The sequence below is a fragment of the Lysobacter oculi genome (assembly GCF_003293695.1).
Lineage (GTDB): Bacteria > Pseudomonadota > Gammaproteobacteria > Xanthomonadales > Xanthomonadaceae > Solilutibacter > Solilutibacter oculi.
Genome location: NZ_CP029556.1, coordinates 67,733 through 83,269, shown reverse-complemented (window position 1 = coordinate 83,269; position 15,537 = coordinate 67,733). Strand labels below are relative to the sequence as shown.

At 69.2% G+C, this 15,537-nt stretch carries 11 protein-coding genes and 1 pseudogene; 2 read left to right on the top strand and 10 right to left on the bottom strand.

Annotated elements, in window-relative coordinates; genetic code table 11:
* Positions 1-10: 10 nt before the first annotated feature.
* The 7 genes and pseudogenes from pyk to gap form a co-directional block, all read right to left on the bottom strand.
* Positions 11-1,477 carry a pyruvate kinase gene (gene pyk, locus DCD74_RS00385; RefSeq protein WP_112925574.1) on the bottom strand — a complete coding sequence of 489 codons (1,467 nt, stop codon included), beginning with the start codon at positions 1,475-1,477 and terminating at the stop codon, positions 11-13.
* 48 nt (positions 1,478-1,525) lie between these two features.
* On the bottom strand, positions 1,526-2,176 hold the full coding sequence (locus tag DCD74_RS00380; RefSeq protein WP_112925573.1) for an HAD hydrolase-like protein: 651 nt from the start codon (positions 2,174-2,176) through the stop codon (positions 1,526-1,528).
* The gene (locus tag DCD74_RS00375) at positions 2,176-3,351 is read right to left on the bottom strand and encodes a phosphoglycerate kinase (RefSeq protein ID WP_112925572.1); all 1,176 of its coding nucleotides are present in this window, start codon (positions 3,349-3,351) and stop codon (positions 2,176-2,178) included. The genes DCD74_RS00380 and DCD74_RS00375 overlap by 1 nt, the downstream gene beginning before the upstream one ends.
* A gap of 85 nt (positions 3,352-3,436) precedes the next feature.
* The gene (locus DCD74_RS00370; protein ID WP_112925571.1) at positions 3,437-3,835 is read right to left on the bottom strand and encodes a group III truncated hemoglobin; all 399 of its coding nucleotides are present in this window, start codon (positions 3,833-3,835) and stop codon (positions 3,437-3,439) included.
* A gap of 25 nt (positions 3,836-3,860) precedes the next feature.
* On the bottom strand, positions 3,861-5,165 hold the full coding sequence (locus DCD74_RS00365; RefSeq protein WP_237049673.1) for a DUF3999 domain-containing protein: 1,305 nt from the start codon (positions 5,163-5,165) through the stop codon (positions 3,861-3,863).
* Between the two features lie 38 nt (positions 5,166-5,203).
* Positions 5,204-7,928 (bottom strand): annotated as a pseudogene (locus tag DCD74_RS00360) (DUF2339 domain-containing protein).
* A 114-nt stretch (positions 7,929-8,042) separates the two neighbouring features.
* Positions 8,043-9,047, bottom strand: a complete 1,005-nt coding sequence (gene gap, locus DCD74_RS00355) for a type I glyceraldehyde-3-phosphate dehydrogenase (protein WP_112925569.1) — start codon at positions 9,045-9,047, stop codon at positions 8,043-8,045.
* 204 nt (positions 9,048-9,251) lie between these two features.
* Between gap and DCD74_RS00350 the strand changes: the two genes are divergently transcribed.
* Entirely contained in the window at positions 9,252-9,878 is a 627-nt protein-coding gene (locus tag DCD74_RS00350) for an OmpW/AlkL family protein (RefSeq protein ID WP_112925568.1), read from the top strand.
* A gap of 47 nt (positions 9,879-9,925) precedes the next feature.
* Positions 9,926-10,744: a S1/P1 nuclease gene (locus DCD74_RS00345; RefSeq protein ID WP_112925567.1), complete on the top strand. Its 819-nt coding sequence runs from the start codon at positions 9,926-9,928 to the stop codon at positions 10,742-10,744.
* Between the two features lie 4 nt (positions 10,745-10,748).
* Here the strand turns inward: DCD74_RS00345 and trxC are convergent, their stop codons facing one another.
* From trxC to DCD74_RS00330, 3 genes are read right to left on the bottom strand one after another with little or no spacing between them, the layout of a single operon-like run.
* Positions 10,749-11,183, bottom strand: a complete 435-nt coding sequence (gene trxC, locus DCD74_RS00340) for a thioredoxin TrxC (protein ID WP_162615808.1) — start codon at positions 11,181-11,183, stop codon at positions 10,749-10,751.
* The gene (locus DCD74_RS00335) at positions 11,180-14,443 is read right to left on the bottom strand and encodes an efflux RND transporter permease subunit (protein ID WP_112925566.1); all 3,264 of its coding nucleotides are present in this window, start codon (positions 14,441-14,443) and stop codon (positions 11,180-11,182) included. The genes trxC and DCD74_RS00335 overlap by 4 nt, the downstream gene beginning before the upstream one ends.
* Positions 14,440-15,537, bottom strand: a complete 1,098-nt coding sequence (locus DCD74_RS00330; protein ID WP_162615807.1) for an efflux RND transporter periplasmic adaptor subunit — start codon at positions 15,535-15,537, stop codon at positions 14,440-14,442. The genes DCD74_RS00335 and DCD74_RS00330 overlap by 4 nt, the downstream gene beginning before the upstream one ends.

Sequence of the window (15,537 nt, the reverse complement as noted above, 5' to 3'; positions counted from 1 at the left end):
CGGCGCGCCGCTAGAGCTCGCCCAGCCCGCGGGCCGCGCCGCCCTCGCCCACTTCCAGCAGGCGGAGGGTATTGGTGGCGCCATGCTGCTCCATGGTGTCGCCACTGGTGAAAACGACGCGGTCGCCGGTCGCCAGCGCGCCCTGCTCATACAGCCGGCGCACCGAGCTCACCGCCGCATCGCGCGCGGCCAGGCCGCGGCTGTCGAAATCGATGGGGAAGACATCGCGCATCAGGCTCATGCGCCGGCGGGCGTCGGCATGGCGGGTGAAGGCGTAGATCGGCACCGGCGAGCGGAAGCGCGACAGGTAGCGCGCGGTGCCGCCGGATTCGGTCATGGCGAGGATGGCGGCCAGCCCGACATGCTCGGTCAGGAACATCGTGGCCATGGCGATGGCGTGGTCGGCGCGTTGCAGGTCGCGCTGGGCCTGCTCGTAGTCGTGGTCGCGGTCGAAGGTGGCTTCGGCGCCCACGCAGATGCGCGCCATCGCCTCCACGGCCAGCACCGGGTAGCGGCCGGCGGCGGTTTCCTGCGAGAGCATCACCGCGTCGGTGCCGTCGATGACCGCATTGGCGACATCCAGCACCTCGGCGCGGGTCGGCATCGGCGAATCCACCATCGACTGCAGCATCTGCGTCGCCGTGATCACCAGCTTGTTGCGCTCGATCGACTCCTTGATGATCTTTTTCTGCAGGCCGGGCAGCGCGGCATCGCCGATCTCCACGCCCAGGTCGCCGCGCGCCACCATCACCACGTCGCTGGCCTCGACGATCTCGGCCAGGTTCTCGATGGCCTCGGCGCGCTCGATCTTGGACACCAGCGCGGCGGCGGAACCGGCCTCGCGGGCGATGCGGCGGGCCTCGTGCATGTCGTCGGCGGTGCGGCAGAACGACACCGCGATGAAATCGACGCCGATCTGCGCGGCGATGCGGATCAGCTCGCGGTCGCGCTCGGTGATCGCGCCCAGCGACAGCCCGCCACCCTGCTTGTTGAGCCCCTTGCGGTCGGACAGCACCGAATCGTTGAGCACGGTGCTGACGATGCGCTCGCCTTCCACCCTGTCCACGCGCAGCTGCACCATGCCGTCGTCCAGCAGCAGCACGTCGCCGGGCGCGACGTCACCCGGCAGCCCGAGGTAGCTCACACCCACCTCCGACGCGGTGCCGGGTTCCGGGTGCTCGCGCGCGACCAGGTCGAAGCGTTCGCCCGCCTTCAGCGCCACCTTGCCTTGGGCGAAACGCTCGACGCGGATCTTCGGGCCCGGCAGGTCGGCGAGGATGCCGATCTCGCGGCCGGCCCGCATCGCCGCTTCGCGCAGGTCGTGCGCGCGCTGCACCTGCGCGGCCGGATCGCCATGCGAGAAGTTGAGCCGCACGCAATCCACGCCGGCGGCGATCAGCGCGTCGAGGACACCGGGCGCGTCAGTCGCGGGACCAAGCGTGGCGAGGATGCGGGTGCGGCGGCGGTGTCCGGTCATCGATGGAACTCCTTTGCCCGAACGCTAGCACACGGACAACACGCGCCATCAATGACCGGCGGCGCTGTCCACCGACCACGCCTGCAGCCATTCGCGCGGATGCGCGACCAGGGCATCCGCACCCGCCTCGCGCAATTCCTCCGCACCGCCGAAGCCCCACAGCACGCCGACCGCGCGCATGCCGTGGTGATGCGCGCCCTCCATGTCCATGTGGCGGTCGCCGGTCATGCTGCAGTGGCGGGCGGCGATGCCGAAGCGGTGCAGCGCCTCGGCGATGAGTTCGGGTTTGTGGCTGCGATGGCCCTCCGCCGATGCGCCGATCACGTCTTCGAACAGCTGGCCGAACGGCAGTGATTCGATGATGCGGCGGGCCTGCGGCTCGTTCTTCGCGGTGACCACGGCCATCCGTTCGCCGCGCGCGTGCAGGGCCTGAAGCGCTTCGGGGATGCCCGGATACACGGCGAATTCGGGGATGCCTTCGCGGTCGAAACGCTCGTGGTAGAGCGCCTCCGCCCGCGCGATGTCGGCGGGATCATCGAACAAGGTGGCGTAGCTGACCCGCAGCGCCGGCCCGATCCAGCCCAGCAGCTCGGCCTGCGGCAGGCCCGCATGGCCCATGCGTTCCAGCGAGTAAGCGATGCAGCGGGTCACGCCGACCGAGGAATCGATCAGCGTGCCGTCCAGGTCGAAAAACAGCATCAGCCGGCGCGCGTTTCCAGCGCGGCGACCGCGGGCAGCTGCTTGCCTTCCAGGAATTCGAGGAAGGCGCCGCCGCCGGTGGAGATGTACGACACCTCGTTCTCGATGCCGTACTTGTCGACCGCGGCCAGCGTGTCGCCGCCGCCGGCGATGGAGAACGCGGGCGAGGCGGCGATCGCTTTCGCCAGCGCCTTGGTGCCTTCGCCGAAGGCATCGAATTCGAACACGCCGACCGGTCCGTTCCAGACCACGGTGCCGGCCTTGGCGATCATCGCGGCGTACTGCTTGGCAGTCTCCGGCCCGATGTCGAGGATCATGTCGTCGGCGCCGACTTCATCGACCTTCTTCACCGTGGCCGGCGCATCCGCGGCGAATGCCGGCGCCACCACCACGTCGAGCGGCAGCGGGATGTCGGCACCACGCGCCTTCGCATCGGCCATGATCTTCTTCGCGGTGTCGATGAGGTCGGGCTCGCTCAGCGACTTGCCGACGCCGTGGCCCATCGCCGCGATGAAGGTGTTGGCGATGCCGCCACCGACGATCAGCTGGTCCACCTTGCCGACCAGCGACGACAGCAGCTCGAGCTTGGTGCTGACCTTGCTGCCGGCGACGATGGCCAGCAGCGGGCGCGCCGGGTTGTCGAGCGCCTTGGCCAGCGCGTCGAGCTCGGCCATCAGCAGCGGGCCGCCGGCCGCCTGCTTCGCCTGGCGGATGACGCCGTGCGTCGAGGCCTGCGCGCGATGCGCGGTGCCGAAGGCATCCATCACGAAGACATCGGCCAGTGCGGCGTACTTCTTCGACAGCGCCTCGTCGTCCTTGCCCTCGCCGACGTTCATGCGGCAGTTCTCCAGCAGCACCAGCTGGCCCGGGGCGACATCGACGCCATCGACCCAGTCCTTCACCAGCGGCACGTCGCGGCCCATCAGCTCGGACAGGCGCCGGGCCACCGGCGCGAGCGAATCGGCCTCGCTCCACTCGCCTTCCTTCGGGCGGCCCAGATGCGACATCACCATGACCGCGGCGCCGGCATCGAGCGCCGCCTGCAGCGTGGGGATGGACGCGGTGATGCGCTGGTCGGAGGTCACGCGGCCGCCATCGACCGGTACGTTCAGGTCCTGCCGGATCAGGACGCGCTTGCCGGCGAGGTCGAGGTCGGTCATGCGGGTGATGGACATGCGCGGGCGCTCCGATGCGTGAGAGGAAACGCCTATTGTCCGCCGCGCGGCGGGCCGGTTCAAACCGGCGGCTCAACGCGCCGGCTCAGTGGCCGGGATGCATCATCAGCGGCCGGCTGCGGTCCAGCCCCAGGCCGTAACGCAGGCTCTGGGCGATGCGCTGGGCGCGCTCGTAGAAAGCCTCAGCCTGCTCGGGCGTCAGCACCTGGTGGGCGGTGTCGCGCCACAGCGCCAGCCAGTGACCGAAGTGCGCATCGACGATGGGATGCGGCGTGTGGGCGGCCATCGGGTTGCCGCGGTATTCGCGGGTGCCGAGCATGATCGATGACCAGAACTGCACCAGCGTGGCCTTGTGCGCCGGCCAGTCGTGGACGGCGGGGTTGAACACCGGCCCGAGGATCGGGTCGGCCTGCACGCGGTCGTAGAAGGCATCGATCAGGCGTTCGATGTCTTCGCGGACCAGTTCGACGGACGAGGTTCCCATTCCGCCATTGTCGCCGTGGCGGGGTTCAGCTGCCTTGACCACCGTCAACGGGCGGTTGGGCGCGTAGCAGCGAGAGCGCGAAGAAGCCCACCACCATCGCGGCCAGCACCAGCAGGGCCCACAGCGCGACGTGTTTCCAGTCACGCGGCTGCGGCCTGGGTTGCAGGGCCTCGGGATTGCCCGCCTGCTCCGCCCCGGCGAGGCGGGCTTCTGCGGGTTGCCAATCGGCACCCCGCCGTACGCGCATCTGCGCCAGCAGGTCGTCGATGGGGGCATCGACGCGTTTTGAGCGCACGCTGCCCGCCACCAGCCGGTACGGCGGCGTGCCGCTGGCGACGAAAACCAGCACTTCCGGCTGCCAGCCCAGTTTGAGCTGAGGTTGCGTGCCGGTCGCCGTATTGCGGGTCAGCCGCCAATGGCGATCACGCGAACCGGACTGCAGCATCTGCGGCGCGGAACGTTCGCTTTCGCCGAGCTTGAACAGCGTCCACGGCCCGGCCTGGCCGCGCCACGGCGCATCCCCCGATGCATCGCGGCTGTCCAGACGCCAGCTGCCGGCGGCGTTCCCGGGCAGCGCGATGTCCGCCTGGTCGAAGGCGAAACGGCCTGCGACATCGAATTCGAACTGCTTGCCATCCGGCGACACGCGCGCCGCATCCAGCACGATCCACTGGCGGTCGATGGCAGCCGCCTGGTCTTTCGTCTCGCCCTGCGCGCCTTCCAATGCGGGGAGACCGAGTTGTGCCGGCACCAGCCGCAGGTAGCGCGTGCTGTCATCCAGCACGATGCGTGTCTGCGACAACTGCCGGCCATCCCGCGTGAGCCGAAGCACATTCGTGCCGGCGTTGAGGGTGCGCCATTGCTGCAGGTCGTCACTGCCTTCGACACGGACCGTGCTTTCGAAATCCGCCCCCGGCGCGAACCGCAGCTCGATGGCACGCAGGCCGGACACCGCGCTCGCATCCAGCAGCCAGTTCGAAGCGGGTTGCGCGGCGTTGCCTATGCCTTCGCGCACTTCGACCTTCAGCACGCGCCCATCGGTGGAGCGTTCGCTGGCCACGCGCAGCGCACTGTTCGGCAAGGCATCACTGCCCGGCAACGGGAACCACGGCAGCGCGATGCGGACGCCGGGTTGCGCAGCCGGCGCGTCGGCTGCAAACAGCATGGCCGGGACCGGCTGGCCGTTCGCATCCACCACATCCACATCGCGCAGGGCGGCATCGGTCGCGGCGCGATACACCGCTTCGTCCAGCGTGATGCGATAGGCGCCGGCATCCGGCGAACCCAACGCCAACGGCCATTCGCGCGCGTAATCGGCTGCACCCAGCATCAACGCGCAGACCGGCAGCAACAACCAGCGATGCATTTTCACGAAGCGACCTCCTCCACATCCTTTTCCTTCGGCGGGGCCGGCGCGATGTAGCCCACCACCGTGCACAGCAGGCCGTAGGCGATGAACGAACCGATGCCCAACAGGTTGCCGAGATGTTGGCGGTCCACCAGCACCAGTTTGGCCAGCACCCACGCCCATCAGCAGCGCACCGGCCAGCCACAGGCCGCGATGCCCGCGCCGCGAACCGACGATCCAGCCGACCACGCCCAGCACGCTCCAGACCACGGTCAACGCCATCTGCGCGAGGCTGGTGCCGAACATGCCCGGACCCCATTCCACGCCACCCCAGAAATGCACGCCGCGCATAGTCATCGCGGTGATGAAGGCGAGCGCGATGACGCCGGCCACCACGCCGAAACGACGCAACAGGACGCGCTGGTCATCGCGCTGGCGCAACCCAATCAGCGCGAGTGCAAGGACGGCGAGTTGCATCAACTCCTGCGGATTGAGCAGCGGCAGCCACGGCAACGGCGCGGGCGAACCGGGCATGGTCAGGCCGAGTGCGAAACCGATGCCGCCGATCAGCGCATAGGCAGCGACCAGCGTGGGCAGGCGATGCGCGAAGCGTTCGCCCAGCGGGTGCGCCACCCAGTTCGGGCGGAACTGCGCCAGGGACCACGCGCCCACCCACGGCAACAGCCATGCGGCGTAGCGCCAGCCGTAGGCGAGATCGGCGCGGCCGGCGAGATGGTTCAACAGCAGTGATGCCACCAGCGGCCACACCATCCACCACACCGATTGCGCCCACTCGCCGATGCGACCTTCGTCTTCGCGCAGGCACATCAGCGTGCGCATGCCCAGCACGGCATACGCCGCCCATGCCAACGTACCCCCGCCCGCGAACGGCTGGCCCAGTTCGGCGGCCTGGATCATCGCCAGCGGCGCCGCCGCTGCAAGCGCAAACGCCGAGGTAAGCGCGAGGACCTGGCCGCGCCAGTATCGCCACGCCTCCGCCGCCAACCAGCCGGTGAACGCGACAAAGGCCAGAACCAGGTGCCATTGCGTGCCGTCGCGCGCGAAGCGGTCGATCTCCAGCATCGCCGCCGCGCACCACCACAGCAGGCCCCAGAGATAGAGCATGGTGGCGAGTTCGCCGCGGCGCGCACGCCACAACGACCACGCGCTGGCAAAGCCGCCCAGCGCCAACAGCGCCATGGCGAGGAAGCGCGCGTTCAACAGCGGGATGTCGGTACCGAAGCAGTGCGCCCCCACCTGGCTGCCGATGAAGACCATGCCCGCCACCAGCTGCAGCGCCATGCCGGTCCACAACGGCACGCGGCGCTGCTGCCGCAGACCGAACCAGACCAGCGCCGCGCCTTCCAGCGCGAAGACGGCGGAGGTCGTGCGGGCGGAGAACGCCAATGGAGTCGCCAGCGTGGCGAAGCCGACAGCCAGCACCGCATGCGCTTCGAAAATGGCCTTGTACTGCGGCTTTCCGCGCAACCATGCCGCCAGTCCGGCGTACAGCGCGGCCAGCGCCACCGCGCACAGGGCGAGGTTCAGTGGCTGGTGCGGCATCAACGCCGCCTGCAGCGAGAACGCCACCAGCGGCAGGCCAAAGAGCAGGCAGCCATCGATCGGATCGCGCTGGCGCGGCACGCGCTTGCGGGCGTGCAGGATCGGGATGGCGAGATAGATCAGGAAGAACAGCAGCAGGAACGGCTGGGTGCTTCCGTAGAGTTCGGGCCGGTACTTCAGCACGCCCCAGGCCACGCCGATGCCGAAGGTGAAAACGAAGCCCAACAGGATCAGCACGCGCCACGGCTTGACCCAGGCCACACCGAAGATGGCGAGGTTGAGCAGCGCGTAATAACCGAACAGCGCGACATGGTTGCCGCTGCCATCGGACAGCCAGATCGGCGCCATGAAGCCCGCCAGCACGCCCAGCACCGCCAGCGTGCGCGAATCCTGCTTCACCGCCAGCACGCCCAGGCCGGCGACCAGCACCACGCTCAACGCGAAGGCCATGCCGATGGGGATGAGGCCGTACATCTTCGCCGCGGCAAAGACCACCAGCAGCAGGATGCCGATGGCCCCGCCCTGCAATGCAAGTGCGAACGCGGGTTTGGCAATGCGCTGCTTCCAGCCGAACACCAATGCACCCAGCGCGGCAGCGGACACGCCCAGCAACCGCAGCTCGATGGGCAGGCGCAGCCAGCCCTGGTCGCTCGCGTACTTCAGCAATGCGGCCACGCCGGCCAGCAACACCAGCATGCCCACCTTCACCGGCACGTTGCCGGTGGTGAACCAGCGGCGCACCCAGCGCGAAACGGTTTCGCCCAGATCCGGGCGCGGCGGCAATGGCGGGGGTGCGGAACGTGGTGATGGCGGCGCGGCCTGCCACGGCGCCGGCACTTCCACCGAGCCATCGGTGGCGGGCGGCGGAGTCGTCGAAGCAGACGGGCCCGGAGGCGCCACGACCGGCATAGGCGCAGGTACGGACGATGAAGGCACGGAGACGGACGGCGGCGCTTCCGCCATCGGCGCGCTCCGCACGGGCGATGCGACCGACGAAGACGCTGCCGGCGAACGCGGCGCCGCCGCTTCCCCGCGTACACCCGCCGCCGGCATCGACAACCGCGACACCTGCGCTTCCAGATCGCCGACGCGCCGCTTCAGGCCGCTGATGGATACCAGCGCCACGATCAGCAGCACCGGGATCGCGAGCAACAGCAACGCCAGTAACATCAAACCTTCCATACCCGACATCCTTGTGGTTCGCGCCACTCTAACCGGCGAGGACGACATCGCGCATTCCACAACGAAGAAGCCCCGCACAAGGCGGGGCTTCCAGTATCGCGATGCAGCTTCGGCTTACTTCGCCGCGACCACCTTGACCATCTCGAGGCACTTGTTGCTGTAACCCCATTCGTTGTCGTACCAGCTGACCAGCTTGACGAAGGTGTCGTCGAGCTGGATGCCGGCTTCGGCATCGAAGATGGAGGTGCGCGCGTCGCCGCGGAAATCGGTGGCGACCACCTTGTCCTCGGTGTAGCCCAGCACGCCCTTCATCGCGCCCTCGCTCTGCGCCTTCATTTCCGCGCAGATTTCCTTGTAGGTGGCGGGCTTCTCAAGCTCGACCGTCAGGTCGACCACCGAGACATCGGACGTCGGCACGCGGAAGCTCATGCCGGTCAGCTTGCCGTTGAGTTCCGGCAGCACCACGCCGACCGCCTTGGCCGCGCCGGTGGACGACGGGATGATGTTCTCCAGGATGCCGCGACCACCGCGCCAGTCCTTGTTGCTCGGGCCGTCCACGGTCTTCTGGGTGGCGGTGGCGGCGTGCACGGTGGTCATCAGGCCGCGCTTGATGCCCCACTTGTCGTTCAGCACCTTGGCGATCGGCGCCAGGCAGTTGGTGGTGCAGGACGCGTTGGAGATGATCGCCTGGCCGGCGTAGCTGCCGCAGTTGACCTTGTGCACGAACATCGGCGTCGCGTCCTTGGCCGGGGCCGACATGATCACCTTCTTGGCGCCGGCATCCAGATGCTTCTGGCAGGTGTCCTGGGTCAGGAACAGGCCGGTGGATTCGATGACGACTTCGGCGCCCACCTCGTCCCACTTCAGGTTGGCCGGGTCGCGTTCCTGGGTCAGGCGGATGGTCTTGCCGTTGACGATCAGGTTGTTGCCGTCCACCGACACATCGCCATCGAAGCGGCCGTGCACGGAGTCGTACTTGAGCATGTAGGCCAGGTAATCCGGCTCCAGCAGGTCGTTGATGCCGACGATCTCGATCTCGTCGCCGAAGTTCTCGACTGCCGAGCGGAAGACATTGCGGCCGATGCGACCGAACCCGTTGATGCCGACCTTGATGGCCATGTGCCGTGCTCCTGTGGAATGAGGCGTGGAAAGAACGCCCATTCTACCAATCGCGGCGGCGGGGCCGGTTTTGCGGGGTATTCCGGGGCGATGGCGGGGCTTGGGCACGCCGACCTGCGTTTTTTGACTTCCCTCAAACGGTCGTTGGGCGGACGGGCGCAGCATGCGCTCCGCAAGCCAACCCAACATGCAAGGAGATCCACCATGATCCGCAAGATCGCGCCCATCGCCGCCGCCGTTGCCCTGTTCGCGGCCACCCCGGCCATGGCGCAGTCGAAGGGCGACTTCACCGTCGGCTTCGGCGTCCACAACGTCGCGCCCAAGTCCCACAACGCCGACCTCGGCGGCGGCGCCCGCATCGAAGTGGGCGACAGCGTGCGCCCGACCGTCACCGGCGAATACTTCATCGCCGACAACCTCGGCATCGAACTCATCGCGGCCCTGCCCTTCCAGCACGACATCGCCATCGCCGGCCCGGCGGGCAAGGTCAACGGCGGTTCCACCAAGCACCTGCCGCCGACGCTCAGCCTGCAGTACCACTTCGGCGCGCCCGACGCCAAGATCAAGCCCTTCGTCGGCGCCGGCGTGAACTACACCTGGTTCTTCGGCGAGGACACCACCGGCCCGCTGGCCGGCACCAAGCTGTCGCTGGACAACAGCTGGGGCGCGGCCCTGCATGCCGGCATCGACTTCAAGGTCGGCAACGGCGCGATCCGCATCGACGCCCGCAAGATCGACATCGACACCGACGCCACCCTCAACGGCGCCAAGCTCGGCACCGTGAACATCGACCCGATGGTCTACGGCGCGGCCTACGTGATGAAGTTCTGATCCACGCGACGCAACGCCCGAAGGGCCATGCCGGCTATCCTTGCCGCATGGCCCTTTCTTCATTCCTGTTCCGTGCGCGATGTGGCTTCGTGCTGCTGCTCGCGCTGGTCGCGCTGCCCGCGTTCGGCTGGGGTGCGCAGGGCCACCGGCTGGTCGCGCGACTGGCCGATGCCGAACTCACCCCCGCCGCCCGTGCCGAAGTGGCGAAGCTGCTGGCCGGCGAACCCGATCCCACGCTGGCCGGCATCGCCAACTGGGCCGACGACCTGCGCGACACCGATCCGCCGTTGTTCAAGCGCACCGCGCGCTGGCACTTCGTCAACATCGGCGAACACGGCTGCCGCTACCAGGCGGCGCGTGACTGCCGCGGCGACGACTGCGTGGTCGAAGCGATCCGCCGCCAGACTGCGATCCTCGCCGACCGCCGCCAATCACTGGCCGCGCGACGCGACGCGCTGAAGTTCGTCGTGCATTTCACCGGCGACGTGCACCAGCCGCTGCATGGCGGCTACGCCCGCGACCGCGGCGGCAACGATACCCAGGTCAACGATGCCGGCTTCGGCACCAACCTGCACGCGGTATGGGATGGCCGGATGCTGTTTGCCCAGCGCCTCTCCGACGACCGCTACCTCGAGCGCCTGCAAAGTATGCCGCTGGTGGTGCCGATGCAGCGCACGCCCCTGCCGCCCGCCGCCGGCGAATGGGCCGAGGATGCCTGCGCCATCGTGCTGCAGCCGGGCTTCTACCCATCAACGCCGAAGCTCGACCGGGACTACTTCGTCCAGTGGACGCCGATCGCGGAAGCGCAGCTGCGCCGCGGGGGCGCGCACCTGGCCGAGCTGCTCAACGCCGCGCTGGCGCGCTGACCGGTCAGGCGTGCCGGCGCGCCCAGCGCACGATGTCGGGCGCGGACATCGCGCCGGCCTGACGGGCCACCTCGCGGCCCGCCGAGAACAGCACCAGCGTGGGAATGCTGCGGATGCCGAAACGCGCGCCGAGCGCCGGCTGCGCCTCGGTATCCACCTTCGCCAGGCGCATGCGTGGCTCCAGCTGCGCGGCGGCGGCCTCGAACTGCGGCGCCATCATCCGGCACGGCCCGCACCATGGCGCCCAGAAATCCACCAGCACGGGCAGCGTGGCGCGCTCGACGTGCGCATGGAAGCCGGCCTCGTCCAGCCCCAGCGGGTGCGCATCGAACAACGCCCGGCCACATTTGCCGCAGGTCGGCGCATCGCCCAGGCGGGCCTGCGGCACGCGGTTGAGGCCGTGGCAGGACGGACAGGCAACGATCATCGATTCGCTCATGTGGATGCTCCAGTGGCGGCAACCCCACGAGCTTGGGCGGCACGCCGTGAAAGCAGCACAAAGTACAGCAGCGGGATGACCACCAGCGTCAGCAGCGTGCTGACCAGGATGCCGAAGATCAGCGAAATCGCCAGCCCGTTGAAGATCGGGTCGTCGAGGATGAAAAACGCGCCCATCATCGCGGCTACCCCGGTCAACACGATCGGCTTGGCGCGCACCGCGCAGGCATCGATCACCGCCTCGACCACCGGCACGCCGCGCGCGATCTCCTCGCGGATGAAATCCACCAGCAAAATGGAATTGCGCACGATGATGCCGGCCAGCGCGATCATCCCGATCATGCTGGTCGCGGTGAACTGAGCGCCGAGCAGCGCATGGCCCGGCATCACGCCGATCACGGTCAGCGGGATCGGCGCCATGATCACCAGCGGCACCACGTAGTCGCGGAACTGCGCCACCACCAGCAAGTAGATCAGCACCATGCCCACGGCGTAGGCGATGCCCATGTCGCGGAAGGTCTCGTAGGTGATCTGCCACTCGCCATCCCACTTCACCGCGTAGCCGCGTGTGTCGGCGGGCTGGGCGATGAAGGTCTGACCCAGCGTCTGGCCATCGACCGCGTGGTCGCGCAGTTGGCCGACGATGTCGAACATGCCGTACAGCGGGCTGTCGAGCCGACCGGCCTCGTCGGCGGTGACGTAGACGACCGGCAGGCCGTCCTTGTGGTGGATGGCGCCGTCCCAGCGCGTCTTGTCCACCCGCACCAGTTCCGACAACGGCACCAGCTGGCCCTGCGCGCCACGCACCTTGAGCGCGAGCAGCGAAGCGATGGCCGCCTGGTCCTGCGCCGGCAGCCGCAGGCGGATCGGCCGCGGATATTTCGATGCGCCATCGTGGACGAAGCCCGCATCCAGCCCCGACACGCCCATCGCCAACGCATCGGCGATGGCCGCCTGCGCCACGCCGAGACGCGCGGCGCGTTCGCGATCCACCACGATCCGTTCACGCGGCGCGTCCGTTTCGACGCTGGTATCGAGATCGACGATGCCGTCGGTGGTCGCGAAACGCGTCTTCGCCAGTGCACGCGCGATGCGACGCTGTCCGGCGTAGTCCGGTCCGTACACTTCGGCCACCAGCGGCGAGAGCACGGGCGGGCCAGGCGGCACTTCCACCACCTTGACCGATGCGCCGTACCTGGCGCCCGTTGCCGCCAGCATCGGGCGCATGGCGCGCGCGATCTCGTGGCTCTGGCGCGTGCGCACGTGCTTGTCGACCAGGTTCACCTGCAGGTCGCCGACGTTGTTGCCGCTGCGCAGGAAGTACTGTCGCACCAGCCCGTTGAAATTGATCGGCGCGGCGGTGCCCGCATAGCCCTGGTAGTCGAGGACTTCCGGTACGCCATCGACCTGGGCCGCGAGTTCGGCCAGCAGGGCGTTGGTCCGCTCCAGCGTGCTGCCTTCGGGCATGTCGACCACCACCTGCACTTCCGACTTGTTGTCGAACGGCAGCATCTTCAGCACGACCCACTTGAACAACGCGAGCGATGCCGCCAGCAGCACCAGCAGCGCCATCGAAGCAAACAGCAGCGTGCGCCTGCGGCCCGCGCGCGCACCGACCAGGAAGAGCGACATCACCCGTTCGAACAGCCGGTGCAGCCACCCGGCCTGCCGCGCTTCGGTGTCATGGCCGGGTGCACCACTGTCCGCGTGACCGTGGCGCGCGAGCAGCTTCAGCGACAGCCAGGGCGTGACGATCAGCGCGATGGCCAGCGACAGCAGCATGCCGACCGACGCGTTGATCGGGATCGGGCGCATGTACGGGCCCATCAGCCCGGACACGAAGGCCATCGGCATCAGCGCGGCGATCACGGTGAAGGTGGCGAGGATGGTCGGCCCGCCGACCTCATCGACCGCCGGCGGGATCGCCTCGCGCAGCGACTTGCCTCCGCGCGCCATGTGGCGATGGATGTTCTCCACCACCACGATGGCGTCATCAACCAGGATGCCGATCGAGAAGATCAGCGCGAACAGCGACACGCGGTTGAGGGTGAAGCCCATGACGCGCGAAGCGAACAGCGTCACCGCGAGCGTCAGCACCACCGCGCTGCCGACCACGATCGCCTCTCGCCAGCCCAGCGCAAACAGCACCAGCAGCACCACGCTGGCGGTGGCGAACACCAGCTTCTGGATCAGCTTCTGCGCCTTGTCGCTGGCGGTGGCGCCGTAGTCGCGGGTGACCGTCACCTGCACGGCGTCGGGGATCAGCTCGCCGCGCAACTGTTGGATGCGCGCGCTTACCGCGCGGGTGATGTCGTCGGCGTTGCTGCCGGGCTTCTTGGCGATGGCCAGCGTCACCGCCGGCGCGATGCCGGCCTTCGGGCCCGCGCGACCGGGCGGTGCGCCATGCCAGGCGTACTGGCGGGCGATGTCGCCGCGCGATTCGATCTTCGCGACATCCGACAGCAGCAGCGGCTTGCCGTCGCGGCTGCCGATGACCAGACCTGCCACGTCATCGGCACTGGCCAGGAAAGCGCCGGCCGTCACCGGCACCGCGCCGGCGGCCGCATCGATGCGCTCGCCCGGCTGCCGCACCACGTTGGCCGCCTGCAGCGCCTGCGCCAACTCGCCGGCAGCCAGGCCATAGGCGGACAGCGCGGCGGCATCCAGCGTCACCGACACCACGCGCTCGGGCGCGCCGAGGGTGTAGATGTCGCGGGTGCCCGGGATGCGCTTGAGCTCGGCCTCCAGCGTGTGCGCGACTTCCGCGAGCGCCGTGGCATCGACATCGGCATCGTCGCTCCACAAGGTCAGCGCCATCACCGGTACGTCATCGATACCCTTGGGCTTGACGATGGCCGGGCCGACGCCGACGTTGGCCGGCATCCAGTCCTGGTTGGAGAACACCTGGTTGTAGAGCCGCACCAGCGCCGGCTGCCGCGCGATCCCGACCTCGAACTCCACCGTCATCACCGCCACGCCGGGGCGACTCACCGAGTACACGTGCTTGACGCCTTCGATCTCGGCGAGCTTCTGCTCCAGCGGCGTGGCGACCCACTGCTCGACGTCGCGCGCACCCGCGCCCTGGAACGGCACGATGACGTTGGCCATGGTCACGTCGATCTGCGGCTCTTCCTCACGCGGGGTGACCATCACCGCGGCCAGCCCGAGCAGCAGGCCGACGATCGCGAGGATGGGCGTCAGCGGATTGGACTGGAACGCGGCCGCCAGTCGCCCTGAAATGCCGAAGCGCGCCGCACTCATTTCGATGCCGCCGCCTGCCGCTGCGCGGCGATGGCGCGTGTGGCCGCGACCGGATCGCGCGCGACCACATCCCCCGCGTCCAGGCCCGCGATCACTTCGACATGTCCGGCGCGCGCCGCCCCCAGCCGCAGCTGCCGCAGCAGCAGGCGACCGTCCCGCACCACGTAGACGCCGCTCAGCTCGCCGCGCTGCACGAGGGCATCTACCGGGATGCGCACGGCACGCGGCGGCTGGTCGTTGTCGTCCTGCACCGCATCGGCATCGAACACCACCTTGGCGGTGGTGCCGGGCGCCGGCACGGGGGCCAGGTCCGGCAAGGTGACGCGCACGTTGACGCTGTGGCTGAGCGGGTCGGCGGCGGGAAACACCACCACGCCGGCCGGCACCACCTCGCGCCCGTCGCCCAGGCGCACGCGGGCGCGCGGATCGCGACGGATCGCCTCGGCGCGCGTCTGCGGCACGGCGACCTCGATGCGCAGCTCGCCGGGCGCGTACACGCTCAGCAGCGGCATGCCGGGCGCGATGGTCTCGCCGGGTTCCACGTCGCGCCGCGCCACCACGCCCGCGAAAGGCGCGCGCACCACGGTGTAATCCGCCTGCTGCGCGGCCTGCGCCACCTGCGCGCGGGCCGCGTCGCGGGCGGCGGCGGCGGCATCGCGGGCGGCGCGGGCCTGGTCGACCTGCTGCCTCGACACGTATTGCCCGCCGCCCAGCGCGGCGTAGCGGCGCCAGGTCTGTTCGGCCTCGGCGGCGGCGGCCTCGGCGGCACGCAGCTGCGCCCGCGCGGTATTCGCGCCGGCCTGCTGTTCCACCGCGCTGATCCGCAGCAGCACCTGCCCGGCGGCCACGCGGTCATCGACATCCACGTTCACCGCGGTGACGCGGCCGGCGGTCTGCGCGGCCAGGTCGGCGCGGCGCACCGATTCGACCACGCCCTCCCAACCACGACCCGGTATCGCGCCGCCGGCTTCGACGGTGAAGGTGGCGAAATCCTTCGGCAGCGCCGGCGTGGCATCGGGTGCCGGGGCGTCGGCGCAGGCGGTGAGCAGCAGCGCGGTCATCGCGCCCGCCAGCAGCATCTTTGCGAGGTGCAT